Origin of the sequence: Bradyrhizobium septentrionale (assembly GCF_011516645.4) — a bacterium.
GTDB lineage: Bacteria > Pseudomonadota > Alphaproteobacteria > Rhizobiales > Xanthobacteraceae > Bradyrhizobium > Bradyrhizobium septentrionale.
Genome location: NZ_CP088285.1, coordinates 6,033,449 through 6,058,137 on the forward strand (window position 1 = coordinate 6,033,449; position 24,689 = coordinate 6,058,137).

A 24,689-nucleotide genomic window follows, 5' to 3' on the forward strand; every position below is an offset into this window, starting at 1 on the left:
TTTGTCTCATGCTTTGGCAGCGCGGCCAAGCCGTGTTAGGCAAGCAGCAACGAGCATGATCCGGAAAACGGCAATCATGCTCAAACAAGCAAAAATTTGAGGATCGCCGCATGTCCAGTTCCGCACCACCACGTGTCGCCGTCATCGGGCTGGGGTCGATGGGATACGGCATGGCGACCTCGCTCAGGCGGGCCGGTCTCGCCGTGACCGGCTGCGACGTCTCGGCCGATGCCGTCGCGCGCTTTGTGGCCGACGGCGGCAAGGGCGCCGGCTCGCCGGCCGAGGCGGCCAAGGATGCCGATATCGTCGTCAGCGTCGTCGTCAATGCAGCGCAGACCGAGGCCATCCTGTTCGGCAAGGGCGGCGCCGCCGAGACCATGGCCAAGGATGCGGTCTTCATCTCCTCGGCGACCATGGACCCCGATATTGCGCGGCGGCTGGCAAAACAGCTCGAGGCGACCGGCCGGCACTATCTCGATGCCCCGATCTCCGGCGGCGCGCAGCGCGCGGCGCAGGGCGAACTGACCATTCTCGCTTCCGGCAGCGCGGCGGCGTTCGCAAAGGCGCGGCCAGCGCTGGATGCGATGGCGGCCAAGCTCTACGAACTCGGCGATGCGGCTGGCCAAGGCGCGGCGTTCAAGATGATCAACCAGCTGCTGGCCGGCGTGCACATCGCGGTCGCCTCGGAGGCGATCGCGTTCGCCGCCAAACAGGGTCTCGACATCCGCAAGGTCTATGAGGTGATCACCGCCTCCGCCGGCAATTCCTGGATGTTCGAGAACCGCATCCCGCATGTGCTCGACGGCGACTATGCACCGCGCAGCGCGGTGGAGATTTTCGTCAAGGACCTCGGCATCATCCAGGACATGGCGCGCACTGCGCGCTTCCCGGTGCCGGTCTCGGCCGCGGCCTTGCAGATGTTTTTGATGACATCGGCCGCCGGCATGGGCCGCGACGACGATGCGTCGGTGGCGCGGATGTATGCGCAAGTCACCGGCACCAAGCTTCCCGGCGCGAAATAACAGGAGTTTGCAATGCCCCGTTTTGCCGCCAACCTCACCATGATGTTCAACGAGGTCCCGTTCCTCGACCGCTTCGAGGCGGCGGCGAAAGCGGGCTTCACCGCGGTCGAGTTCCTGTTTCCCTATGACCATCCCGCCGAGGAGGTCGGCAAGCGGCTGAAGGCCGCCGGGCTGACGCAGGCGCTGTTCAACCTGCCGCCGGGCGACTGGGCCGCCGGCGAAAAGGGATTTGCCGCGCTGCCGGATCGCTTCGCCGATCTGCAGCGGAGCCTGAAGACCGCGCTGCCCTATGCTGCGGCGACCGGCGTCAAGCGGGTGCATCTGATGGCCGGCATCGCCGACCGCAGCGATGCCAGGGCGGTCGCGGCGTTCCGCAAATCGGTCGCATACGCGGCCGAGTTCTTCGCGCCGCACGGCCTCGACGTCGTGATCGAACCGATCAATCCGCGCAACGTGCCCGGCTACTTCCTCAACGATTTCATCTTCGCGCGCGACCTGATCAACGAGCTTGGTCTCGCGAACCTGAAGCTGCAGTTCGACATCTATCACTGCCAGATCATCCATGGCGACGTCACGATGCGGCTGCGCGAGATGATGCCTGTCATCGGCCACATCCAGATCGCCTCGATCCCCTCGCGCAACGAGCCCGACGGCGAGGAGCTGAACTATCCGTTCCTGTTCGGCGAGCTCGACCGGCTCGGCTATGGCGGCTTCGTCGGCTGCGAATACAATCCGCGGGGCAAGACCACCGACGGCCTCGCCTGGTTCAAGCCCTACGCCGGAGTGAAGCCGTGACACCAGCAACAAAATTGTCGCTTGGCTGCGTCGCCGACGACTACACCGGAGCCTCCGACCTCGCCAATACGCTGACCCGTGCGGGTCTCCGCACGGTGCAGACCATCGGCGTGCCCGCCGACGATCTGGCGCTGCCCGAGGTCGACGCCGTCGTGGTGTCGCTGAAGAGCCGCTCGATCGAGGCCGGCCTCGCCGTGACGCGCTCGCGCGCGGCGGAAAGCTGGCTGCGCGGCCGCGGTGCGTCCCACATCCTGTTCAAGATCTGCTCGACCTTCGATTCCACCGATGCAGGCAATATCGGCCCGGTGATGGACGCGCTGCGCGCCGATTCCTCTGACAGCATCGTGCTGGTGACGCCGGCGTTCCCGGAGACCGGCCGCACCGTCTACCAGGGCAATCTGTTCGTGGGCTCGGTGCCGCTGAACGAGAGCCCGCTGAAGGATCACCCGCTCAACCCGATGCATGATTCCAATCTGGTGCGTGTGCTGGCGCGGCAGAGCAAGACCAAGGTCGGCCTGGTCGATCTGGCGACGCTGAGCCGCGGCGCTGAGGCGGTGCGGGCCAGGCTGGCCGAGCTCGCACGCGGCGGCATCGGAGCCGCCATCGTCGACGCGGTGTTCGACCGCGACCTCGAGACCATCGGGCAGGTGGCGCTGGATCACCGCCTGTCGGTCGGCGCCTCCGGCATCGGGCTTGGCCTGGCGCGGGCGCTGGTCGCCGCCGGCAGGGCCAAGTCGGACGCCGCGACTGCGATGCATGAGAGCGCGATCGGCGGCCCGGCCGCCTGCCTCGCCGGCAGCTGCTCGCAGGCCACCCTGCGCCAGATCGCCAACGCCGAGAAGGTGATGCCGGTGCTGCACCTCGATCCCGAGCGGGTGATCGCCGGCCGGGAGGAGGCGCAGCGCGCGCTCGCCTGGGCCAGAGACCGGTTCGGCGCCGGACCGATCCTGATCGCCAGCAGCTCGACCCCCGAGGAGGTGGCAGCTCTGCAATCCCGTCATGGCCGCGATGCAGCCGGACATGCCATCGAGCAGGCGATGGCCGATATTGCGGAGGGGTTGGTGCAGTCGGGTGTGCGCAGGCTGGTGGTCGCCGGTGGTGAAACTTCGGGCGCCGTGGTCGACCGGCTTGGTATCCCGGGCTTCCTGGTCGGTGCGGAAATCGCTGCAGGCGTGCCGGTTTTGCGCGCGGTCGGCGCCAAGCACGGCGACATGGTGCTCGCCTTGAAATCAGGCAATTTCGGCGGGCCGGAGTTCTTCTCGGATGCGCTGGCGTTGATGCCTTGATGCGCGCAACACGCCGCGTGTAGTGGCGGCGAGGAGGCCTCGACCAATGTGAAGTCGGTGGCATCCGCGACCGAAGAGCTGTCGTCGTCGGTGACCGAGATTACCCGTCAGGTGCAGGAATCGGCGCGGATGGCCGGCGACGCCGTCGGTCAGGCGCGCACCACCAACGATCGCGTCAGCGAGCTGTCGAAGGCCGCCGCGCGCATCGGCGACGTCGTCGAATTGATCAACACCATCGCCGGCCAGACCAACCTCCTTGCGCTGAACGCCACCATCGAGGCGGCGCGCGCCGGCGAAGCCGGCCGCGGCTTCGCGGTGGTGGCTTCCGAAGTGAAAGCCCTGGCCGAGCAGACCGCAAAGGCGACCGGCGAGATCGGCCAGCAGATCGCCGGCATCCAGGCCGCGACCCAGGAGTCGGTCGGCGCGATCAAGGAAATTTCGTCGACCATCGAGCGGCTGTCGGAGATATCGTCGACCATTGCCGCCGCGGTTGAACAGCAGGGCGCGGCGACGCAGGAGATTTCCCGCAACGTGCAGCAGGCGGCGCAGGGCACCCAGCAGGTCTCGGCCAACATCACCGACGTGCAGCACGGCGCCAGCGAAAGCGGCTCGGCCTCAAGTCAGGTGCTGTCGGCGGCGCAATCGCTGTCCGGCGACAGCAGCCGTCTCAAGCTCGAGGTCGGCAAGTTCCTCGACGCCGTCCGCGCGGCCTGAACTCTGCTTTGGCGCGTTGATCAAAAGCCCGGCCGTGATGGCCGTGCTTTTTGGATCTCCGCGATTGAAGCTTGCTCCGTCTTTAGCGCATGGATCGGCTGCACAGCACGACGAAAAGTTGTGCCGTGGCGAGCGCTGCAATTATTCAGAGGTGTCCGAGGTTTGCGTCGTCCGTAGTCATACTGAAATTCACGTTAACCTTGTTCTAGCAGCGTGCGTGTAGCGTTTTTGAAAACCTGCCGGCAGTTCGGTTGAGAACATGCCGTTGTCGCGTTTCCTCCGCCCTTATGCAGCTTGAGTGGGCCTGCGATCAGGCCCTGCGTCATGTCGATTGGCCTCTTGAAGGCAGAGCGGTACGCGACGCACGTCTGGAATTCCTTAAAGTCATAAATTGTATTGAGAGACGACAGATGTCCTGGCTGGATAATTTCAAGATCGTTGTGAAGGTCGGTCTGATCGTTGGCATTCTCGGCGTCGTCATGATCGGAGAAACCCTGTTTGCGGCACGCCGCATGAGGGCGATGGACGATGCCAACACCGATGTCGTGACCCGCGTCGACAAGTACACGACGCTGGCCACACGCATGACGCGTCATGCCGAAGCCTATCTTTCCGCGGCGTTTCAACTCGCCGTGGAAACCACCGACGAAGGCAACGTCAAATATCTCGCCAAGACCAAGTCCAGCGAAAAGGCCTATAAAGCAGGCATGTCGGACGTGCTCAACCACATGCCGGAGAAGGGGACGGCCATCAAACCCATCCTTGCCGGTTTCGAGAAGGCTTTCGTGGTCTGCGATCCCGGGATCGAATACGCGGCGACGACCACCTCCCCCGAAGAGAACATGAAAGCCGCCGCGCGTCTCAAGGCGGAGTGCGTTCCGCTGATGGAGGCCGCGATTACCGACCAGATCAAACTCGTCGACGATCTGCTGGCGGATGCGCGCAGGATATCCGACGCGATGACGGAGGAGGCCGATTCTTCGATCAGGACCGTGCAGATGACGGCTGCAGCCGGTCTCTTGCTTGGCCTCGCGGTCGCGATGTGGATTGGGATCGCGGGAATGTCGCGGCCGATCGCCCGCCTGAAGGCGGCGATGGAGGCGCTCGCTCGCAACGATCTCACTGCCGATGTCCCGGGCAAGCAGCGCCGCGACGAGATCGGCGAGATGGCCCGCAGCGTCGAGGTGTTCAAGGCGAACGGGCTCGAAGTCGAGCGTCTGAAGCGTGAGCAGCAGGAGGCCGACCAGCAGGCCGCCGTGCGGCGCAAGGCCGACATGATGCAACTTGCCGATGGCTTCGAAAGCGCGATCGGCCATATCGTCGAGACGGTGTCGTCCGCTTCGACCGAACTTGAGGCCTCCGCCAACACCCTGACCGCCACGGCCGAACGCTCGCAACAGCTGGCGACCGTGGTGGCGGCGGCTTCCGGACAGGCGTCCGCCAATGTCCAGTCGGTATCTTCGGCCACCGAAGAGTTGTCGTCATCCGTCAACGAGATCAGTCGGCAGGTCCAGGAATCGGCTCGGATGGCCAACGACGCGGTCGATCAGGCCCGTACCACCAACGATCGTGTCAGCGAGCTGTCGAAGGCTGCCGCGCGCATCGGCGACGTCGTCGAGCTGATCAACACCATTGCCGGCCAGACCAACCTGTTGGCGCTGAACGCCACCATCGAGGCGGCGCGGGCCGGCGACGCCGGCCGCGGCTTCGCGGTCGTGGCGTCCGAGGTGAAGGCGCTGGCCGAGCAGACCGCGAAGGCGACCGGCGAGATCGGCCAGCAGATTTCCGGCATCCAGGCCGCGACGCAGGAGTCGGTCGGCGCGATCAAGGAGATCTCGTCGACCATCGAGCGGCTGTCGGAGATATCCTCGACGATCGCTGCCGCCGTCGAAGAGCAGGGCGCCGCGACCCAGGAGATATCCCGCAACGTCCTGCAGGCCGCGCAGGGTACCCAGCACGTCTCGGCCAACATCACGGACGTGCAGCGTGGCGCCACCGAGACCGGCTCGGCCTCCTCGCAGGTTCTTTCGGCAGCGCAGTCACTTTCAAGTGACAGCGCGCGCCTCAAGATCGAGGTCGGCAGGTTCCTGGGCACGATACGCGCGGCCTAGTGCACAGGGGGCGACCAGGCGCGCCCATTTCTGGAGCTATGCCAAGGAAGTGAAGGCCAACTGCGTTTCTCGCGTTGGCCTTTTTGCCATGCTTCGGGTAAATCGGCCTTTGCGGAACGGCATTTGGAACGCCGATTCCTCTGCCTGGGCGGGCTCTATTTCGGGAATATCTCTTTTATGATCGCACTGGTCCGTATCGCGCTGAGCCGGCCATATACTTTCGTCGTGCTCGCGATCCTGCTGCTGATTATCGGACCGCTGGCGGCGCTGCGCACGCCGACCGACATCTTTCCGGATATCCGCATCCCCGTGATCGGCGTGGTGTGGCAGTACACCGGCCTACCGCCCGACCAGATGTCCGGCCGCATTACCACGCCGTTTCAGCGCGCGTTGACCACGACCGTCAACGACATCGAGCACATCGTCGCCAATTCCTATAACGGCGTCGGCATCATCAAGATCTTCTTCCAGCCCAATGTCGACATCCGCACCGCCAACGCGCAGGTCACCGCGATCTCGCAGACCCTGCTCAAGCAGATGCCGCCGGGCGCAACGCCACCGCTGATCCTGAACTACAGCGCCTCGACGGTTCCGATCATCCAGGTGGCGCTGTCGGGCGAAGGCCTGACCGAGCAGAACCTCGCCGATATCGGCATCAACCAGCTGCGCACGCCGCTGGTCACGGTGCCCGGCGCCGCGATCCCGTATCCGTTCGGCGGCAAGCAGCGCCAGGTTCAGATCGATCTCAATTCGACGGCGCTGCAGGCCCGCGGCCTGTCGGGCCAGGACGTCGCCAACGCGCTCGCCGCGCAGAACCTGATCACGCCGGTCGGCACCCAGAAGATCGGCAATTTCGAATACACCATCAACCTCAACAACTCGCCGCTGCGGCTCGAGGAGCTCGGCGACCTGCCGGTCAAGCAGGTCAACGGCGCGATGGTCTATGTGCGTGACGTCGCCTCGGTCCGCGACGGCAACCCGCCGCAGACCAACATCGTCCATGTCGACGGCAACCGCTCGGTCCTGATGATGGTGCTGAAGGCGGGCGCCACCTCGACGCTCGATATCATCTCCGGCATCAAGCAGAAGGTGATCGACGTCAAGGACCAGATGCCTGACGCGCTCAAGATCGGATTCATCGGCGACCAGTCGGTGTTCGTCCGTGGTGCGATTACCGGTGTCGCCTTCGAGGGCGTGATCGCCGCGCTCTTGACCAGCGTGATGATCCTGCTGTTCCTCGGCAGCTGGCGCTCGACCGTCATCATCGCGGTGTCGATCCCGCTGTCGGTGCTGGGCGCCATCATCATGCTGTCCCTGATCGGCGAGACGCTGAACATCATGACGCTCGGCGGCCTCGCGCTCGCGGTCGGCATCCTGGTCGACGACGCCACGGTGACGATTGAGAACATCAACTACCACCTCGAGCAGGGCAAGCCGGTCGAGCAGTCGATCCTCGACGGCGCCAACCAGATCGTGACGCCGGCCTTCGTCTCGCTGCTCTGTATCTGCATCGTGTTCGTGCCGATGTTCTTCCTGTCAGGCGTGGCGCGCTTCCTGTTCGTGCCGATGGCCGAAGCTGTGATGTTCGCGATGATCTGGTCGTTCATCCTGTCGCGCACTTTGGTGCCGACGATGGCGAACTACCTGTTGCAGCCGCATGTTCATCACGAGGGCGCGCCGCCGAAGTCGCGCAATCCTCTGGTCTGGTTCCAGCGCGGCTTCGAGGCGCGGTTCGAGCGCATTCGCAGTGGCTATCGCGGCCTGCTCGCGATGGCGCTCGGTCATCGCAAGGTGTTCGTGATCGGCTTCCTCGTCGCGGTGTTTGCGTCGTTCCTGCTGGTGCCGTTCCTGGGACGCAACTTCTTCCCCACGGTCGACGCCGGCAACATCCTGATGCATGTCCGCACCCAGGTGGGCACCCGCGTCGAGGAGACCGCCAACCAACTCGCCGACATCCAGAAGGCGATCCGCAAGCTGGTCCCGGGCGAGATCGAGACCATGACCGATAACATCGGCATGCCGATCTCCGGCATCAATATGACCTATAACAACACCGGCGTGATCGGCCCGCAGGACGGCGACATCCAGATCCGCCTGAAGGAAGGCCACAAGCCGACCGAGGAGCATGTCCGCGCGCTGCGTGAGCAATTGCCGCGGCTGTTCCCGGGCACCAGCTTCGCGTTCCTGCCGGCCGACATCGTCAGCCAGATCCTGAACTTCGGCGCGCCGGCGCCGATCGATCTGCAGATCCGCGGCGCCAATCTCGACGCCAACTTCGCCTATGCCAACAAGCTGCTCGCCAGGATCAAGCGCATCCCCGGCATCGCCGACGCCCGGATCCAGCAGTCGCCGAACAATCCGACCTTCAACATCGATGTCGACCGCACCCGCGCGCAATATGTCGGCCTGACCGAACGCGACGTCACCAACTCGCTGGTGGTGAACCTCGCCGGCTCGTCGCAGATCGCGCCGACCTACTACCTCAACCCGGATAACGGCGTGTCATATTCGATCGTGATGCAGACGCCGCAATACCAGATCGACTCGCTGAGCGCGCTGCAGACGCTGCCGATCACCGCGAGCGGCAACACCCAGGCGCCGATCCTCGGCGGCATCGCCGACATCAAGCGCGCCACCTCGAGCGCGGTGGTCTCGCAATACGACATCCAGTCGCTGGTGCAGATCTACGCCACGACGCAAGGCCGCGATCTCGGCGGCGTCGCGACCGACGTGCGCCAGCTGATATCAGACACCGCCAAGGAAGTGCCGAAGGGCTCCTCCGTGGTGCTGCTCGGCCAGGTGCAGACCATGAACTCGGCCTTCACCGGCCTGTTGTTCGGCCTGCTCGGCGCGGTCGTGCTGATCTACTTCCTGATCGTGGTGAACTTCCAGTCCTGGTCGGACCCGTTCGTGATCATCACGGCGCTGCCCGCGGCACTTGCCGGCATCGTCTGGATGCTGTTCACGACCGAGACCACGCTGTCGGTTCCGGCCTTGACCGGGGCCATCATGTGCATGGGCGTGGCGACCGCCAACAGCGTGCTGGTGATCAGCTTCGCGCGCGAGCGCTATGAGGAACTCGGTGATCCCGTCGCGGCGGCGCTGGAGGCCGGCTTCGTCCGGTTCCGCCCGGTGCTGATGACCGCGCTCGCCATGATCATCGGCATGGCGCCGATGGCGCTCGGGCTGGGCGAGGGCGGCGAGCAGAATGCGCCGCTGGGCCGGGCCGTGATCGGCGGCCTGATCTTTGCAACCTTCGCGACGCTGATGTTTGTTCCCGTGGTATTCAGTATGGTACACAAGAAGCAAGGCGCCAAAGCCGCCGCCTCATCGGAGATTCCGCATGCCGCCCACTGAACAGCGCCCGCCGGTTTCGCGCCGGAAACTGGGCATCTTCGGCGTGGTGGCGCTGGTCGGCGCCGGCCTGATCGTCGGCACCGGGATCCGTGCCCGCGAGGAGCAGGACACCCGCTTGAAGGAATGGACCGATGACCAGGCCGTTCCGACCGTCGCGGTGGCACTGCCGATCGCCAAGGCGCTCACCCCCACCATCGACCTGCCAGGCCGGCTCGAGGCCTATTCCCGCGCCCCGATCTTCGCCCGGGTTTCCGGCTACCTGAAGACCTGGGACGTCGACATCGGAGCCCGCGTCAAGGCCGGCCAGGTGATCGCCGAAATCGAGGCGCCCGACCTCGACCAGCAATTGCTGCAGGCGCGCGCCGATCTTGCCAGCGCCCAGGCCTCGGCCAAGCTCTCCGAAGCGACGCTGAACCGGCGCAAGACGCTGGTCGCCTCGAACTTCGTGTCCGCCCAGGAGATCGACGAGCGCACGGCCGACCTCTCCAACAAGAACGGTGCGGTCAAGGCCGGCCAGGCCAATGTCGAGCGGCTCGAAGCGCTCGCCGGTTACAAGAAGATCACGGCGCCGTTCGACGGCGTGGTGACGTCGCGCGACACCGACGTCGGCGCGCTGATCAATGCCGGCGGCAACTCGGGCCCCGCGATGTTCACGGTCTCCGACATCACCAAGCTGCGCGTTTACGTCAACGTGCCGCAGAACTACGTCCCGGGGGTCAAGATGGGCGCCAAGGCGACGCTTTTGTTGCCGGATTACCCGAACCGCGCCTTCCAGGCGACGGTGGAGGCTTCCTCGCAGGCGGTCGATGTCGCCTCCGGCACGACGCGGATGCAGCTCGGGCTCGACAACTCGTCCGGCGAGCTGATGCCGGGCAGCTACGCCAGCGTGAAGCTGAACCTGCAGCGCGACTCCACGCCGCTCAGCATTCCCGCCAGCGCGCTGATCTTCAACAGCAATGGCCTGCGGGTCGCGACGGTAGGCCCTGACGACAAGGTGCTGTTCAAGGCCGTGAAGATCGGCCGCGACCTCGGCAAGGAGATCGAGATCGCCTCGGGCCTCGCCCCCGACGACCGCATCATCACCGCTCCGCCGGACGGCCTCGCCGACGGCGACCACGTGCGCGTCACCGGCGCCGGTGCCAAGGGCAAGCCGACCACGGCGTCCGAGAAGCAGGACGTGAAGGGGTAGGGGAGGACGCAGTAGCGTCCTCTTCGTCATGCCCGGGCTTGTCCCGGGCATCTTCGTTTTTGGCAGATGCTTAGGACAGGCACGTCTTACCTCGCCCCGCTTGCGGGGAGAGGCGTAGGCCGCCTCCGGCGGCCGTCTCTTGAGAACGCTGAAGCGAAGCTTCAGCTACGTTGCATCGTGAGATGCAATCCGGGTGAGGGGGTACAGGTCTCACCGCGTTCAGAACTCGCGGAAGCAGCCCCTCACCCCAACCCTCTCCCCGCAAGAGCGGGGCGAGGGAGAACTTCTATCCCACCCGCCATTCCAGCACGCCGTCACTAGCCGTGACGATGTCACCCGTGCTGCCCACCGGCGTGCGATCCATACCCTGCAGATGCGCCAGCGTCGCCGTATCGCTCGCCGGGATGCGGCCGAGCGTGCGGCGGCCGTCCTCGGTACGCAGCATGGTGACGCCGTGCTCGATCTCACCATTGGCACGATAGATCACGGTGAAAGCCTCGACCTTGCCCTTGCCCGCCGCCTCGGCGGTGAAGTCCGGTACGTCGCGCCTGTTGCGGTCGGCTTCCGCCTGCACGGAGGTGTCCTGCTTGAGCGCCGCGGTCGACGCCGCGCGCGACAGCACGAGGCCATGATGCTTGGTGACGAAGCCGCCCTGGCCGTAGAGCAGGCCGAGCGTGCCGCCGCTGCGGAGCTTGCGCACCATCGCGCAGGCCGAATGCGTCATGTAGGTGTTGAGCGGCGCGCCGAAGAACGTCAGCCCGCCGGTCACGGTCGGCTGCACGTCGGGCCCCAGGCCAAGCGTGCGGCGCGCCATCTTCGGCACGCAGGGGAAACAGCTATAGAGCTCGATCGCGTCGAACTTCCTGCCGTCGCCGCCGACGAGATCCATCACCGCCTTCAGCACCGCATTCTGCGCGTGGCTCTCGACGAACTGGTCGCGGATCAGATAGTCGCGCGGCTCTTCCGCCGAGGCGCCGCCGAGCGGATAGATCAGCTTCTCCTCCGGCACGCCGGCAGCGCGCGCTTTGGCAAGGCTGGTCAGGATCAGGGCGCCACCCATGTTCACGGTCGGGTTCGCCACCATCAGTTTTGTGTAGGGCCAGGCGATCATCCGGTTGTCAGGCGTTGCGGTTGTGATCTCATCGCCGGTGAAGCGCTTCTTCAGCCAGGAGTTCGGATTGCCGGCCGCAACGCGCGCATAGGTCGACCACAGATCGCCGGATTCCTTCAGCGCCTCGCGCGGGGTCTGGCCCCAATGCGCCGAGGTTGCGGACTCATAGAGCGGATAGACCGTGATCGGGCGGAAGACGCCGAGCGCCACCGCCAGCGGCTTCTGGAACGCAGCGCCGCGCTTCGGCTCCTCGACGTCGTGTGCGAACGGCGTCCACGGCAGTTCGACGCCGGCGCGCTGTGCCTTGGTCGCGGTCGACTGCGCCTCTGCGCCGCACACCGCCGCGACACTGCATTCGCCGCGCGCAATGCGCTGTGCTGCCTCATGCAGATAGCGAATCGGGCTCTCGCCGCCGACCGGCCCGTAATAGAGATGCGAAGGCTGAACGCCGAGCCGCTGCGCGAGTTGCTTCTCGGGATCGCGATAACGCCAGCTCAGGAAGTTGACGATGTCGAGCGATTGCACGTCAGAGAGCAGCTTGGCCCCGCTGTCAGCCTCGGCGCGCTTCAGCGCCTGTTCCAACAGCGTGAGCGGCTCGAGGCCGGCGGCGATGTCCTTCGGACGATCGACGATCTCGCCGACGCCGACGATGACGGGAATGCGGTCTTCGGGGATGCTGTTCGACATTCTTGTTGTTTCACTTTGAGGTATTGGATTCGATCGTTGTTCTGGGCGTCATTGCGAGCGAAGCGAAGCAATCCATACCTCTACTCGGGGAAAGATGGATTGCTTCGTCGCTTCGCTCCTCGCAATGACCAGGAGAGGGCCGCGTGCACTCACTCCGCCACCAGCGCGTTCATGTGCTCGACGGCCTCGACGAAATCTTCCTTGAACTCCTGCACCACGGCGCCGGCCGACTTCACGCTGTCGATCAGGCCGACGCCCTGGCCGACGAAGTAGGTGACGAGATCGCGCGCCTTCTCGTTGCCGGCCGCCGCCGAGCGGTCGATGGCGTTGAAGGCGTCGCGGCTGATGATGCTTTGCAGCGGCATCGGCAGTGCGCCGGGGCTGTCCGGCGAGCGGTCCCAGGCGTCGGTCCAGACCGAGCGGAGCTGCCGCGCCGGCTTTCCGGTGCGGCCCTTGGAGCGGATCGCGTCGCGCGAGGACGCCGCGATCATCTTCTCGCGGAAAATCTCCGAGGTCTCCGACTCCACCGTGGCAAGCCACACCGAGCCGGTCCAGGCGCCGGCCGCGCCCATCGCCATGCAGGCCGCCATCTGGCTGCCGGTCATGATGCCGCCGGCGGCGAGCACCGGCACGTCGCGGATCCTCCGGACCGCCTTGATCACCTCGGGCACCAGCACCATGGTCGAGACCTCGCCGCAATGGCCGCCGGCCTCGGTGCCCTGCGCGACCAGGATGTCGACGCCGGCCGCGACCTGGCGCAGCGCGTGCTCCTTGGAGCCGACCAATGCCGCCACCGGCACGCCGTGCTTGCGGCCCATCTCGATCATCGCCCTGGGCGGCACGCCGAGCGCGTTCGCAATCAGCCTGATCGGATGCCGGAACGAAACCTCAAGCAGCTGCAGCGCGGTCTCGGCATCGAACGGCTGCGGCTGGTTGTCGGCGACATTCCGGCTGGTCAGCTCGATGTCGTACTTCTTCAGCAGGTTGCGGGTGAAGTCGCGGTGCTCCTGCGAGACGCGCGCCTCCAGGCTCTTCCAGGTGACGTTCTTCTCACCCGCGGTCGAGATGTTTTCCGGGATCAGCACGTCGATGCCATAGGGCTTGCCGTCGACATGCGCGTCGATCCACTTCAGCTCCTGCTCCAACGTGTCCGGCGTGTGCGCGGTCGCGCCGAACACGCCAAAGCCGCCGGCGCGGCTGACCGCCGCCACCACGTCGCGGCAATGGCTGAAAGCGAGCAGGGGGAAATCGATTCCCAGCATGTCGCAGATCGGTGATTTCATGGAGCGGTTCTCCCGGCAGCCGTTTTTTGTGCTTGTTGGCATCAGGCTTCCGCGACGCTAGCGCATCATGGATGGCTAAGCCAAGCCGGTTTCGGCTACGGCGATCTTGCGTGCAAGCGCTGCTCTGGCTGCATCCCTCGCGGCGCATTCCGCAAGGTAGAAAATGCGGGAGAACGGGGTGGGCAAAGCCAACTGTGCCCACCATCTAGTGCGGACATGCACGGCGATCGCCGCGCCACCTTGGAAAAACGTAAATCGGGAGCCAATGACGTGACTGACACCTCTGCCTACGAGCCGCCGAAAGTCTGGACCTGGAACAAGGAGAGCGGCGGACGTTTCGCCAGCATCAACCGGCCGATCGCCGGCCCGACCCATGACAAGGAACTGCCGGTCGGCCGTCATCCGCTGCAACTCTACTCGCTGGCGACGCCGAACGGCGTGAAGGTCACGGTGATGCTGGAAGAGCTGCTCGCCGCGGGCCACAGGGGCGCGGAATACGATGCCTGGCTGATCAAGATCGACGGCAACCAGTTCGGCAGCGGCTTTGTCGCGGTCAATCCGAATTCGAAGATCCCGGCGCTGATGGACCGCAGCGGATCGGAGCCGATCCGAGTGTTCGAGTCCGGCTCGATCCTGGTTTATCTGGCGGAAAAATTCGGCGCGTTCCTGCCGACCGACGCCAAGACGCGCGCCGAAACCTTCTCCTGGCTGTTCTGGCAGATGGGCGCCGCGCCCTATCTCGGCGGCGGCTTCGGGCATTTCTATGCCTACGCTCCGACCAAGATCGAATACGCCATCGATCGCTTTGCGATGGAGGTGAAGCGTCAGCTCGACGTGCTCGACCGCCGTCTCGCCGACAACGAATATCTCGCGGGCGACGTCTACACCATCGCCGACATGGCGGTGTGGCCGTGGTACGGCGGCCTTGCCAAGGGCCTGCTTTACGGTGGCGGCGAATTCCTCTCGGTACAGGACTACAAGAACGTGCAGCGCTGGACCGATGCGATCGCGGCGAGGCCTGCGGTCAAGCGCGGCCGCATGGTCAACCGCACCTGGGGCGAGCCGTCGAGCCAGCTCCACGAGCGGCATGACGCCAGCGATTTCGAGACCAGGACGCAGGACAAGATCGGCGAGCAGGCGGCGTCGTAATCCTGCCGACGTGCTTTGGTCCTTCCGCGAAACTCGTCATGGCCGGGACAAGGCCGGGCATGACAAAATGAAGCGCTCCGCTAACCCGCCCTACGCATCCGCGCATCATCCAAGCAGATCGTCGTACTCCGGATGCTTCTTCATAAAACCCTGGATGAATTCGCACTTCACCACGAGCTTGCGGCCCTGCGTGCGCACCGCGTCCAGCGTGGCGCGGGCGAGCTTTGAGCCGATGCCGCGGCCGCCGAGCTCCGGCGGCACCTCGGTATGGACCAGCGTGATCGCATCGGGCGTCTTGCGATAGACCACGAAGGCAATTGCGCCGTCGACGGCGAGTTCAAACCGGCTCTGGGCTTCGTTGTCCTGGAATGATTCACTCATTTTATCGTCCTCGGCTATTTCTTCTGCGCGCCCTCGGCCGCGGGAAACACCACGCGGTCGTCGGTGCGGCAATAACGATCGGCGAACATGCGGCCGATCGGGTGGTAGCGCTCCATGTGCACGCGCATCGCCTCGTGGTCCCACAATTCGTCGCGGATGTGGAAGTGGATGCCTTCGCCCATGATCAGCTGGCGGTCGCCGTTGACGTCGATCAGCTTCCAGGTCTTGCACTCCATCGCGAACGGCGCGTCGGCAAGCCGGGGCACCGCAATCTTGCTTGAGGGCGCGAGCTTGAGGCCGAGATAATCGGGTTCGCCGATCTCGGGCGGGAAGTCGCCGCTCGTCTCGTGCATCGCGCGCGCCAGCGGCTCGTCGGTGAGATTGACCACGAACTCACCTGTGCGCTGGATGTTGATGAAGGTGTCCTTCTCGCGGCCGTCGGGCCGGCGGTTGACCGCGAACATGCAGAGCGGCGGGTCTTCGCAGAACACGTTGAAGAACGAAAACGGCGCCGCATTGACCACGCCATCCGGCCCGATGCTGGTCACGCAGGCGATCGGCCGTGGCAGCACGAAGGACGTCAGCACCTTGTAGCGTTCGCGCTGGGTAAGGTCGCTTGGGGCGTATTCCATGTGGTCATTCCGGAGTGCGTAGGGCGGGCTAGTGAAGCGTAACCCGCCGCCGGCCCGCAAGAAAGCAAAAGGCGGGTTACGCTTGCGCTAACCCGCCCTACCAAACTTGCTTACCTCGTCCCGCGAAGAGTGGGGGGAGAGAAGAGCCTACGGCATGCTCAGCTCGTGGCGGCCGACCACCATCCAGTGCACCTCGTCCGGACCGTCGGCGAAGCGCAGATGGCGGACGTCCTGGTACATCTCGCCGAGCGGGCTCCATTGCGAAATGCCGGTGGCGCCGTGCATCTGGATCGCCTGGTCGATGATCTTGCAGGTGCGTTCCGGCACCATGGCCTTGACCATGCTGACCCAGATCCGCGCTTCCTTGTTGCCGAGCACGTCCATCGCCTTGGCAGCCTTGAGCACCATCAGCCGCATCGCTTCGATCTCGCAGCGCGCCTGCGCGATGATCTGCAAATTGCCGCCAAGATGGGCGATCTTCTTGCCGAAGGCTTCGCGGGTCAGGCCACGCGACACCATCAGGTCGAGCGCCTTCTCGGCCTTCCCGATGGTGCGCATGCAGTGATGGATGCGGCCCGGGCCGAGCCGGACCTGCGAGATCTCGAAGCCGCGGCCCTCGCCGAGCAGCATGTTCTCCTTCGGCACCCGGCAATTGTTGAAGCGCAGATGCATGTGGCCGCGCGGCGCGTGGTCGTGGCCGAACACATGCATCGGGCCCAGGATCTCGACGCCGGGGGTGTCGATCGGGACCAGGATCTGCGATTGCTGCTTGCTCGGCGCGGCGTCCGGATTAGTCTTCACCATCACGATCATGATCTTGCAGCGCGGATCGCCGGCGCCGGAGATGTAATACTTCTCGCCGTTGATCACCCACTCGTCGCCGACCAGCTTGGCGGTGGTCGAGATGTTCTTGGCGTCGGAGGAGGCGACATTCGGCTCGGTCATCGCGTAAGCCGAGCGGATTTCACCGGCGAGCAGCGGCTTCAGCCACTTCTCCTTCTGCTCCTTGGTGCCGACGCGCTCCAGCACTTCCATGTTGCCGGTGTCGGGCGCGGAGCAGTTCATGGTCTCCGACGCCAGCGGATTCTTCGCAAGCTCGACGGCGATATAGGCATAGTCGAGGTTCTTCAGGCCCTGGCCGGTCTCGTCATCGGGCAGGAAGAAGTTCCACAGCCCTTCCTCCTTGGCCTTGTCCTTGGCCTTCTGCAATACCGCGAGCTGCTCCGGCGTGAAGCTCCAACGGTCCTTCTTGCCCTCGGCGAGTCGCATGAACTCGACCGACATCGGATCGACGGTCTCACGGATGAACTTCTTGACGTGCTCGTAAAGCGGACGAACCTCGTCCGACATCCTGAGATCGTTGAGTTCTTCGCCAGGATTGAGATTGTAGGTCGTGGTTCGCGGGATATAGGCGTGTTTCATTCTTGGTCCTCCCATCAGCGAGATTTCGCGTTGCGGCCGACAATAGACTTAGGATTTGCGAAGCGCGAGCATGCTTTTCGGCGTGATCCCTGCCGCATCGCGGAATATCGCGACAGCGTTTAAAACGTTGTTTAAACGCCGTCGGTCTCAGAATCGAATTTGGCGACAGGCACTCAGACCATCCGGTGCATCGCGCAGATCTTGTTGCCGTCGAGATCGCGCAGATAGGCGAGGTAGAGCTTGACGCCAGAACCTTCCCTTACGCCGGGCGGGTTCTCGCAGGGCTTGCCGCCATTGGCGACGCCCGCCGCATGCCAGGCCTCGACCTGCTCCGGCGAATTGCAGGCAAAGCCGATCGTGCCTCCATTGGCGTGCGTCGCCGGTTCGCCGTTGATCGGTTTGGAAACCATGAAAATGCCGGCCTTCGTGAGGTACATAATGCGGTGACCGTCGACCCGGGCCGGCCGGACATCGAGCGTGGCCAGCAACGCGTCATAGAACGCCTTGGCCTTGTCCAGGTCGTTGGTGCCAACCATCACATGTGAAAACATCTGAAATATCCTCCCTGCTTGTTTTGGCGCGTTGTCTTGGCGCGCCGCAATGCCGCGCAATGTCCCGCACGCCGCGGCGTGCCGGTCAAACGCTAGCAGCAGATTTGCGGCGACGGAAGCGACCTCGAGGCGTGTAGTGGTGCTCTCTCCCTTCGTCATTCCGGGGCTCGCGAAGCGAGAGCCCGGAATCCATCGGGCCGGGCGTTTTGCTGATGAATGGATTCCGGGCTCGCGCCAAGAGGCGCCCCCCGGAACGACGAGGGGTGGAAGGCGCGCGCTCCTGCCACTGAGTTGCCCGACGACGCAAGCCCCCATCGCAAAAATATTTCGGTTTATCGTAATGGCAACTCAGTGTATGGTTTGCCCGTCTCACCCGATCGAGGGGCGCTTCGCGATCGTCACGAACGCGGTGTGGGATGCGGTGGACGCTGATAGCGCGACTGACGAGAGCGCATGAGGCGGACGGTGAAGTCGTGTGGTCCTGACGCCCTAGCGGCCGGTGTCTCCCCGCAAAACGCGAAAGCGTTTTTGCGGAGACGGTGACAAGCAAGCCTAGTCTCGCCGGGGAGAGCACGAAGTAAGCCGTAGCCCATCGCGCAGGGAAAGCCGGACTGCTCCGGTTACACCTGTGGTCCTACGCCTGTGCTTTTTTGTTGCACAGGGCCCATGGGTGCGATCGGCACCCGGCTTTCCCTGTGCCCTCTATATCCACGGAGGGAGCAAGTTAACGCAAGACTCGGACGCTTCTGCGCCGCGAGGATGCGGATGTATGTCTCAAGCTCGCTCCACACATTCGATGTCGTCCCGGGCAAGCGCAGCGCGACCCAGGACCCATAACCACCGATGCTCATTGCGGAACGACGCTGCGGCCACGGCTTGCTTCAACAACGCAGTCCTGTGGTTATGGGTCCCTGCTTTCGCAGGGACGACACCGGTGATGCGGGAGCGCCGTAATAATCAAAACGCCGTGTACCCGCCGTCGATTACAAAACAATCCGCCGTATGATAGGACGATGCCTTGCTCATGATGTAGACGGCGATGCCGCCGAAATCGCTCGGCTCGCCGAAGCGGCGCAGCGGGATGCGCGGCATCACGTTGGCGACGAACTTGTCGTTGGCCATGATGCCGGCGGTCATGTCGCTCTTGATCCAGCCGGGCAGGATCGCGTTCGCGGTGACGCCGTGGCGGGCGAGCTCGACGCCGAGCGCGCGGCACAGCGCGTTCAGCGCAGCCTTGGTGCCGGCATAGTGCTCGTTGCGCGCAGTGCCGAACAGCGAGGCGAGGCTCGAGGTCGCCACCAGCCGGCCGAATCTGTCGCCCGCCTCGGCGCGCTCGGTCATGTGGCGCGCCGCGGCCTGGAACACATGAAACACGCCGTCCAGATTGGTCGCGAACATTCTTCGCCATTCCTCCTCGGTGCGGTCGATGAAGGAGCGGCGTCCGCCGCCGCCGATGCCGGCATTGGCGAAGCAGCCGTCGACGCGGCCGAAGGTGTCGAGCGTCGCCTTCATCGCGGTCTTGACCGAGCCGGGATCGGTGACGTCGCAGAATTGCGTTGCGACCTTGCCGGGCCCGGCCTTCATCGAAGCCGCCGCGTTCGCATTTTTCTCCGCGTTGCGGCCCCAGATCGCGACGTTGCAGCCGGCGGCGTTCAGCGCCTGTGCGATGCCGAGGCCGATGCCGCCATTGCCGCCGGTGATGACGGCGACGCGGCCGGTGAGATCGAAGATGCCACTCATTGGGGTTTCCATTTGGTTTGGCGCGCGTTAATCGTGCGCCTCGGGACGAGCTTGGCGGCAACCATGGACAAGCCCGGCACAAAAATCAAATATGGGTCGAAACATCGACCTACCGCGGTACCAACCGCCGAAGCAACGTAAAGAGGAAACCATGCAGTTCAAACACGTCACGCTCGACTTCGACGGATCGGTCGCAATCCTCAAGCTCGACCATCAGGAAGTCATGAACGCGGTCTCGCTCGACATGCTGGGCGGGCTTGCCGAGGCGTTGGATGCGATCGACGACAAGCGCGACGAAGTGCGCTGCCTGGTCATTACAGGCGCCGGCCGCGCCTTCTGCACCGGCGCCAATCTGCAGGGCCGCAACACGCAAGCGAAGCCGGGCAAGAGCAACGCCGGCGCGGCGCTGGAGACCGCATTCCATCCCTTCTTGCGCCGACTGCGTAAGCTGCACTGTCCGATCGTGACCGCGGTGAACGGCCCGGCCGCCGGCGCCGGGATGAGTTTTGCATTGATGGGCGATCTGGTGCTGTGCGCGCGCTCGTCGTATTTCCTGCAGGCGTTCCGCCGCATCGGCCTGGTGCCGGATTGCGGCTCGACCTGGCTGCTGCCGCGGCTGATCGGCAAGGCGCGTTCGGTCGAGCTGTCGCTGCTCGGCGAGCGGCTGCCGGCCGAGAAGGCGCTTGAATGGGGCCTCGTCAACCGTGTCTATGACGACGGCGCGCTGATGGAGGAGACCATGAAGCTCGCGCACGAGCTCGCCAACGGGCCTACGGTCGCGCTGTCGTTGATCAGAAAACTCTACTGGGAAAGCCCGGAGAATTCGTTCGAGGAGCAGCTCAATCTGGAATTCGAGTCGCAGCGCATCGCGGGCAGCGCCGAGGATTTCAAGGAAGGCGTCACCGCATTCCTCGAGAAGCGTCCGGCGAAGTTCAAAGGCAAATGATCGAGACCGAGCTCACCCGCTGCGTCGCCTCCTTTCATCCCGGCGCGACCGGCATCACGGGCGCCGCAAAACTCTCCGGCGGCGCCAGCCAGGAGACCTGGACGTTCGACATCGTCCACCCCAACGGCAATGTCGGCGCGATCCTGCGCCGCGCGCCGCCGGGCTATGGTGCGGCGCCGGGCCGCGCCGCCGGCCTCGATGCCGAGGCCACGCTGATGCAGCTCGCGCATGACGCGGGCCTGCCGTCGCCGAAGGTGATGCATGTGCTGACGCCGGAGGATGGCCTCGGCCGCGGCTTCATCATGGCGCGCGTCGAAGGCGAGACCATCGCGCGGAAAATTTTGCGCGACGAGGAATTTGCCAATGCGCGGCCGATCCTGGCGCGCCAGCTCGGCCGCGTTATCGCCAGCATTCACGGCCTGCCGCAGGCAAAGCTGCCGCAGCTGCGCAGCCTGACCGCGACCAAGGAGATCGAGGATCTCGGCCGCGAATATCACGGCTTCAATTGGCCGCGGCCGGTGTTCGAGCTGGCGCTGCGCTGGCTGCGCGATCACGATCCCGGTCCGTCGTCTGACGTCACACTGGTGCATGGCGATTTCCGCCACGGCAATCTGATCATCGGTCCCGACGGGGTGCGTGCGGTGCTCGACTGGGAGCTCGCGCATACCGGCGATCCCATGGAGGATCTCGGCTGGATCTGTGTCAACTCGTGGCGCTTCGGCGAGATCGACAAGCCGGTCGGCGGTTTTGGTACACGCGAAGACCTGTTCGCAGGCTATGAAGAAGCCGGCCGCAAGGCCGACCGCGATCGCGTGATGTTCTGGGAAGTGATGGGCACGCTGCGCTGGGGCGTGATGTGCTGCGGCATGATGCAGCGCTTCCGTTCCGGCCCCGATCATTCGATGGAGCGGGCGATGATCGGGCGGCGTGCGTCGGAAACCGAGATCGATCTGTTGCGGTTGCTGGCTCCGCGGGGAAAATGACCATGCAGGACGAACCGACACCCACCGAACTGATCAAGGCCGTCGCCGATTTCCTGCGCAACGAGATCGCACCCGCGATCAAGGGGCACAACAGCTTCAAGCTCCGCGTCGGCATCAACGCGCTCGACCTGGTGACGCGGCAGCTTGCGCTTGCCGAGGCGGGCGACGAGACCGAGGCCGCGCGGCTGAAGCAGTTGCTCGGCGCGGACGGGACGCTGACGGAGCTCAATCGCGCGCTCTCGGCGAGGATCGCAAGCGGCGAGGTCGACCTGAAGACGCCGGGGCTATCGGAGCATCTCTGGCAGACCACGATGGACAAGCTCGCCGTCGATCAGCCGAACTACGCGTCCTACAAGAGGGAGTTGGGGAATACGTAACTTTCGGTACGTTCCCCGGACGCTGCGCAGCGCGAAGCGGGGCGCTGCTGATCCGGGGTCCATCAGCCGCAGGTCCCGGCTCTGCGGCGCAGCGCTGCACGCTGCACCGCGTCCGGGACGCGACAGTCTGTTACCGCCCCAACCATTTCGGCGGCCGCTTCTCCGAAAACGCCTTCGGGCCCTCGATGTAATCCTGCGAGGCGGCCATCGCCTTCACCGCCGGATACTCGCGCTGCTCGGCGATCGCCTGTTCCAGCGACACTTCGAGACCGCGCTGGATCGCCTGCTTGGAGGCGCGGATCGACATCGGCGAGTTCTTGGCGATGGTCTTGGCCCAGCGCTCGGCGGCGGCCAGCGCCTCGCCCTGCGGCACCACCTCGTTGACGAAGCCGAGCTCGAGGCCTTCCTTGGCGCTGACATGGCGCGCCGTCAGGATCATGCCCATGGCGCGCTTCAGCCCGATCTGCCGTGGCAGCCGGTGCACGCCGCCGGCGAGCGCGGCAAGGCCGACACGCGGCTCGGGCAGGGCGAAGGTCGCATTCTCCGAGGCGATGATCAGGTCGCAGGCCAGCGCGATCTCGAACCCGCCGCCCATCGCGACGCCGTTGACGGCGGCGATGATCGGCTTGTCGCAGTCGAAGCGGCTGGTCAGGCCGGCGAAGCCGCCCTTGTCCCAGCCGCGCTTGCCGCCGGCGGCCTGCCATTTCAGGTCGTTGCCGGCGCAAAACGCCTTGTCGCCGGCGCCGGTGACGATCGCGACCCACTGCTCGGGATCGGCGGAGAAGTCGTCGAACACCTTGTTGAGCTCGAAATGCGCGTCGATATGCAGCGCATTGTAAACCTCCGGCCGCGACAGCGTCACGATGGTGATGGGACCCTTGCGCGTCACCTTGGCGAATTTCAGATCCATGTTGGCTCCCGTCGATTTTCTGTGGCAAAGAATATCTTGCGCATCCTAACGCTTGCGCGCCGTCCCGTGCCATCCAATTACGCAACGCGACCGCGCGCGCAAGCCTCAATGGCCTGCTTGACTTGGCCTGTCGCTTCTCAGCTTAATCGATCCGAACGCGCGTTTGCGATAGCGCCTAGACGCAAAACCAAAATCAACGAATTTTCCGGGAGAGACGACCTTGGATTTCAATCTGCCGGCTGACCTGACAGCCTATCTCGCCGAGCTCGACCGCTTCATCGAACGCGAGATCAAGCCGCTGGAAGCGGCTGACGACAACATCCGCTTCTTCGACCATCGCCGCGAATGGGCGCGCACCGATTTCGACAAGGGCGGCCTGCCTCGCCATGAATGGGAGCTCCTGCTGCGCAAGGCCAAGAACCTGGCCGACGCCGCGGGCCATCTGCGCTTCGCGATCCCGAAGCGCTATGGCGGCAAGGACGGCTCCAATCTCTGGATGGCTGTGATCCGCGAACATTTTGCCGCAAAAGGTCTCGGCCTGCACAACGATTTGCAGAACGAGCACTCGATTGTCGGCAATCTCCCGATCGTGACCATGCTCGACCGCTATGGAACCGACGAGCAGAAGGCGATGATCGACGGCTCGATCACCGGCAAGTACCGCATCACGTTCGGTCTGACTGAACCGGAGCACGGCTCCGACGCCACGCATATGGAAACCAGGGCGGTGCCGGCGACGCGTGACAACGTCAAGGGCTGGATCATCAACGGCGAGAAGATGTGGACCACCGGCATGCATGTCGCTACGCATTGCGCGCTGTTTGCCCGTACCTCCGGCAATGACGGCGACGCCCGCGGCATCAGCTGCTTCCTGGTGCCGGCGAAATCGGCGGGCGTGAAGGTCGAAGAGTATATGTGGACCTTCAACATGCCGACCGATCATCCGCGCGTCAGCTTCACCGACGTGTTCGTGCCTGAAGATGCGCAGTTCGGCGAGGTCGGCCGCGGCTTGTCGCTGGCGCAATGTTTTGTCCATGAGAACCGGATCCGTCAGGCCGCAAGCTCGCTCGGTGCCGCCGTGTATTGCATCAACGAAAGCGTGAAATATGCGCGCGAGCGCAAGCCGTTCGGCAAGGCGCTGGCCGAGAACCAGGCGATCCAGTGGCCGCTGGTCGAGCTCGCGACCCAGGCCGAGATGCTGCGGCTGTTGATCCGCAAGACCGCCTGGGAGATGGATCAGCTGACCCAGGCGCAGGTCGAGCACACGCTGTCGGACCGGGTTTCGATGTGCAACTTCTGGGCAAACCGTCTGTGTTGCGAGGCCGCCGACCGCGCGATGCAGGTGCATGGCGGCATGGGTTATTCGCGCCACAAGCCGTTCGAGCACATCTATCGCCATCACCGCCGCTATCGCATCACCGAAGGCAGCGAGGAAATCCAGAAGCGCAAGGTGGCGGGCTTCCTGTTCGGCTACATGGGAGCCGGCAAGCACTGAGGCATTCACGAGGGAGCGGGTCGACATGGAAGGTGGGTGCACCTGCAGAAACGTCCGCTACCGCCTGACCGGCAGGCCGCTGATCGTGCACGCCTGCCACTGCACATGGTGCCAGCGCGAGGCCGGCACCGTGCATGCGCTCAACGCGATGTACGAGGCCGAACGGGTCGAGCACGTCGCCGCCGAGCCGGAGATCGTCGACACGCCGTCGGCGAGCGGCAAGGGCCAGAAGATCGCGCGCTGCCCGCGCTGCAAGGTCGCGGTCTGGAGCAATTATCCGGGCTCGGGACCCGCAGTGCGCTTCGTCCGCGTCGGCACGCTTGATGATCCCAATCAGTGCCCGCCCGACGTCCACATCTTCACGTCGTCCAAACAGCGCTGGGTGACGTTCCCTTCAGGCGCAAAGGTGTTCGCCGAGTATTACGATCGGAAAGCGGTCTGGCCGGAGGAGGCGCAAGAGCGCTGGCGCGTCTTGCGGGAGAGGATGAAGAAGGCGTGATGCGAACCACTCTCTCCATCGTCGTCCCGGCCTTCGCCGGGACGACAGA

Annotated in this window: 20 protein-coding genes and 1 pseudogene; 13 read left to right on the forward strand and 8 right to left on the reverse strand. The window is 64.7% G+C overall.

Annotated features, from left to right (window positions below; genetic code table 11):
* The first annotated feature begins 110 nt into the window (after positions 1 to 110).
* The 7 genes and pseudogenes from ltnD (at position 111) to HAP48_RS30580 (ending at position 10,474) form a co-directional block, all read left to right on the forward strand.
* Entirely contained in the window at positions 111 to 1,022 is a 912-nt protein-coding gene (gene ltnD, locus HAP48_RS30550; RefSeq protein ID WP_166203623.1) for an L-threonate dehydrogenase, read from the forward strand.
* A gap of 12 nt (positions 1,023 to 1,034) precedes the next feature.
* Entirely contained in the window at positions 1,035 to 1,817 is a 783-nt protein-coding gene (gene otnI / locus HAP48_RS30555) for a 2-oxo-tetronate isomerase (RefSeq protein ID WP_166203624.1), read from the forward strand.
* Complete coding sequence (otnK, locus tag HAP48_RS30560; protein ID WP_166203625.1) at positions 1,814 to 3,103, forward strand: 3-oxo-tetronate kinase; 1,290 nt, start codon at positions 1,814 to 1,816, stop codon at positions 3,101 to 3,103. The genes otnI and otnK overlap by 4 nt, the downstream gene beginning before the upstream one ends.
* 21 nt (positions 3,104 to 3,124) lie before the next feature.
* Positions 3,125 to 3,817, forward strand: a pseudogene (locus HAP48_RS30565) (methyl-accepting chemotaxis protein); the annotation flags it as partial.
* Between the two features lie 410 nt (positions 3,818 to 4,227).
* Positions 4,228 to 5,928: a methyl-accepting chemotaxis protein gene (locus HAP48_RS30570; protein ID WP_166203626.1), complete on the forward strand. Its 1,701-nt coding sequence runs from the start codon at positions 4,228 to 4,230 to the stop codon at positions 5,926 to 5,928.
* A gap of 177 nt (positions 5,929 to 6,105) precedes the next feature.
* Positions 6,106 to 9,285 carry an efflux RND transporter permease subunit gene (locus tag HAP48_RS30575; RefSeq protein ID WP_166203627.1) on the forward strand — a complete coding sequence of 1,060 codons (3,180 nt, stop codon included), beginning with the start codon at positions 6,106 to 6,108 and terminating at the stop codon, positions 9,283 to 9,285.
* Positions 9,272 to 10,474, forward strand: a complete 1,203-nt coding sequence (locus tag HAP48_RS30580; RefSeq protein ID WP_166203628.1) for an efflux RND transporter periplasmic adaptor subunit — start codon at positions 9,272 to 9,274, stop codon at positions 10,472 to 10,474. The genes HAP48_RS30575 and HAP48_RS30580 overlap by 14 nt, the downstream gene beginning before the upstream one ends.
* Before the next feature lie 286 nt (positions 10,475 to 10,760).
* Here HAP48_RS30580 and HAP48_RS30585 read toward each other — a convergent pair whose 3' ends face one another.
* Together HAP48_RS30585 and HAP48_RS30590 are read right to left on the reverse strand one after the other, a co-directional pair.
* On the reverse strand, positions 10,761 to 12,272 hold the full coding sequence (locus HAP48_RS30585; protein ID WP_166203629.1) for an acetyl-CoA acetyltransferase: 1,512 nt from the start codon (positions 12,270 to 12,272) through the stop codon (positions 10,761 to 10,763).
* 149 nt (positions 12,273 to 12,421) lie between these two features.
* Entirely contained in the window at positions 12,422 to 13,555 is a 1,134-nt protein-coding gene (locus HAP48_RS30590; protein WP_166203630.1) for a nitronate monooxygenase, read from the reverse strand.
* 270 nt (positions 13,556 to 13,825) lie between these two features.
* Between HAP48_RS30590 and yghU the strand changes: the two genes are divergently transcribed.
* Complete coding sequence (yghU, locus tag HAP48_RS30595; RefSeq protein ID WP_166203631.1) at positions 13,826 to 14,704, forward strand: glutathione-dependent disulfide-bond oxidoreductase; 879 nt, start codon at positions 13,826 to 13,828, stop codon at positions 14,702 to 14,704.
* Positions 14,705 to 14,809: 105 nt separating this feature from the next.
* Here yghU and HAP48_RS30600 read toward each other — a convergent pair whose 3' ends face one another.
* The 5 genes from HAP48_RS30600 to HAP48_RS30620 all read right to left on the reverse strand — a co-directional run bounded on the left by HAP48_RS30600 (position 14,810) and on the right by HAP48_RS30620 (position 19,430).
* Positions 14,810 to 15,085, reverse strand: a complete 276-nt coding sequence (locus tag HAP48_RS30600) for a GNAT family N-acetyltransferase (protein WP_166203632.1) — start codon at positions 15,083 to 15,085, stop codon at positions 14,810 to 14,812.
* Between the two features lie 14 nt (positions 15,086 to 15,099).
* The gene (locus HAP48_RS30605; RefSeq protein ID WP_166203633.1) at positions 15,100 to 15,717 is read right to left on the reverse strand and encodes a flavin reductase family protein; all 618 of its coding nucleotides are present in this window, start codon (positions 15,715 to 15,717) and stop codon (positions 15,100 to 15,102) included.
* A gap of 147 nt (positions 15,718 to 15,864) precedes the next feature.
* Positions 15,865 to 17,139, reverse strand: a complete 1,275-nt coding sequence (locus tag HAP48_RS30610) for an acyl-CoA dehydrogenase family protein (protein WP_166203634.1) — start codon at positions 17,137 to 17,139, stop codon at positions 15,865 to 15,867.
* Between the two features lie 173 nt (positions 17,140 to 17,312).
* On the reverse strand, positions 17,313 to 17,690 hold the full coding sequence (locus HAP48_RS30615; protein WP_166215295.1) for a VOC family protein: 378 nt from the start codon (positions 17,688 to 17,690) through the stop codon (positions 17,313 to 17,315).
* A 957-nt stretch (positions 17,691 to 18,647) separates the two neighbouring features.
* Complete coding sequence (locus HAP48_RS30620; RefSeq protein WP_166203636.1) at positions 18,648 to 19,430, reverse strand: SDR family NAD(P)-dependent oxidoreductase; 783 nt, start codon at positions 19,428 to 19,430, stop codon at positions 18,648 to 18,650.
* Between the two features lie 151 nt (positions 19,431 to 19,581).
* Here HAP48_RS30620 and HAP48_RS30625 point away from each other — a divergent pair, with 151 nt between their 5' ends.
* From HAP48_RS30625 to HAP48_RS30635, 3 genes are read left to right on the forward strand one after another with little or no spacing between them, the layout of a single operon-like run.
* Positions 19,582 to 20,376 (forward strand): enoyl-CoA hydratase/isomerase, encoded by a 795-nt coding sequence (locus tag HAP48_RS30625; protein ID WP_166203639.1) that lies wholly within the window; start codon positions 19,582 to 19,584, stop codon positions 20,374 to 20,376.
* Positions 20,373 to 21,359 (forward strand): phosphotransferase family protein, encoded by a 987-nt coding sequence (locus tag HAP48_RS30630; protein WP_166203641.1) that lies wholly within the window; start codon positions 20,373 to 20,375, stop codon positions 21,357 to 21,359. Before HAP48_RS30625 ends, HAP48_RS30630 begins: the two co-directional genes overlap by 4 nt.
* A 2-nt stretch (positions 21,360 to 21,361) precedes the next feature.
* Positions 21,362 to 21,736: a DUF6285 domain-containing protein gene (locus HAP48_RS30635; protein ID WP_166203643.1), complete on the forward strand. Its 375-nt coding sequence runs from the start codon at positions 21,362 to 21,364 to the stop codon at positions 21,734 to 21,736.
* A gap of 130 nt (positions 21,737 to 21,866) precedes the next feature.
* On the opposite strand, the gene HAP48_RS30640 is transcribed toward HAP48_RS30635, so the two are convergent.
* Positions 21,867 to 22,646 (reverse strand): enoyl-CoA hydratase-related protein, encoded by a 780-nt coding sequence (locus HAP48_RS30640; RefSeq protein ID WP_166203645.1) that lies wholly within the window; start codon positions 22,644 to 22,646, stop codon positions 21,867 to 21,869.
* Between the two features lie 220 nt (positions 22,647 to 22,866).
* Between HAP48_RS30640 and HAP48_RS30645 the strand changes: the two genes are divergently transcribed.
* Together HAP48_RS30645 and HAP48_RS30650 are read left to right on the forward strand one after the other, a co-directional pair.
* On the forward strand, positions 22,867 to 24,141 hold the full coding sequence (locus HAP48_RS30645) for an acyl-CoA dehydrogenase family protein (protein ID WP_166203647.1): 1,275 nt from the start codon (positions 22,867 to 22,869) through the stop codon (positions 24,139 to 24,141).
* A gap of 25 nt (positions 24,142 to 24,166) precedes the next feature.
* Positions 24,167 to 24,640, forward strand: coding sequence for a GFA family protein (locus tag HAP48_RS30650; RefSeq protein WP_166203649.1), 474 nt, complete (start codon positions 24,167 to 24,169; stop codon positions 24,638 to 24,640).
* Positions 24,641 to 24,689 lie beyond the last annotated feature (49 nt).

What these genes read in the sequence shown, in the direction of transcription:
- HAP48_RS30600 (WP_166203632.1), bottom strand. Translation starts at nt 15,085, where the DNA reads ATGAGTGAATCATTCCAGGACAACGAAGCCCAGAGCCGGTTTGAACTC.
- HAP48_RS30585 (WP_166203629.1), bottom strand. Translation starts at nt 12,272, where the DNA reads ATGTCGAACAGCATCCCCGAAGACCGCATTCCCGTCATCGTCGGCGTC.
- HAP48_RS30635 (WP_166203643.1), top strand. Translation starts at nt 21,362, where the DNA reads ATGCAGGACGAACCGACACCCACCGAACTGATCAAGGCCGTCGCCGAT.
- HAP48_RS30580 (WP_166203628.1), top strand. Translation starts at nt 9,272, where the DNA reads ATGCCGCCCACTGAACAGCGCCCGCCGGTTTCGCGCCGGAAACTGGGC.
- HAP48_RS30630 (WP_166203641.1), top strand. Translation starts at nt 20,373, where the DNA reads ATGATCGAGACCGAGCTCACCCGCTGCGTCGCCTCCTTTCATCCCGGC.
- HAP48_RS30605 (WP_166203633.1), bottom strand. Translation starts at nt 15,717, where the DNA reads ATGGAATACGCCCCAAGCGACCTTACCCAGCGCGAACGCTACAAGGTG.
- HAP48_RS30650 (WP_166203649.1), top strand. Translation starts at nt 24,167, where the DNA reads ATGGAAGGTGGGTGCACCTGCAGAAACGTCCGCTACCGCCTGACCGGC.
- HAP48_RS30570 (WP_166203626.1), top strand. Translation starts at nt 4,228, where the DNA reads ATGTCCTGGCTGGATAATTTCAAGATCGTTGTGAAGGTCGGTCTGATC.
- otnI (WP_166203624.1), top strand. Translation starts at nt 1,035, where the DNA reads ATGCCCCGTTTTGCCGCCAACCTCACCATGATGTTCAACGAGGTCCCG.
- HAP48_RS30610 (WP_166203634.1), bottom strand. Translation starts at nt 17,139, where the DNA reads ATGAAACACGCCTATATCCCGCGAACCACGACCTACAATCTCAATCCT.
- HAP48_RS30590 (WP_166203630.1), bottom strand. Translation starts at nt 13,555, where the DNA reads ATGAAATCACCGATCTGCGACATGCTGGGAATCGATTTCCCCCTGCTC.
- ltnD (WP_166203623.1), top strand. Translation starts at nt 111, where the DNA reads ATGTCCAGTTCCGCACCACCACGTGTCGCCGTCATCGGGCTGGGGTCG.
- HAP48_RS30640 (WP_166203645.1), bottom strand. Translation starts at nt 22,646, where the DNA reads ATGGATCTGAAATTCGCCAAGGTGACGCGCAAGGGTCCCATCACCATC.
- HAP48_RS30625 (WP_166203639.1), top strand. Translation starts at nt 19,582, where the DNA reads ATGCAGTTCAAACACGTCACGCTCGACTTCGACGGATCGGTCGCAATC.
- HAP48_RS30615 (WP_166215295.1), bottom strand. Translation starts at nt 17,690, where the DNA reads ATGTTTTCACATGTGATGGTTGGCACCAACGACCTGGACAAGGCCAAG.
- HAP48_RS30620 (WP_166203636.1), bottom strand. Translation starts at nt 19,430, where the DNA reads ATGAGTGGCATCTTCGATCTCACCGGCCGCGTCGCCGTCATCACCGGC.
- HAP48_RS30575 (WP_166203627.1), top strand. Translation starts at nt 6,106, where the DNA reads ATGATCGCACTGGTCCGTATCGCGCTGAGCCGGCCATATACTTTCGTC.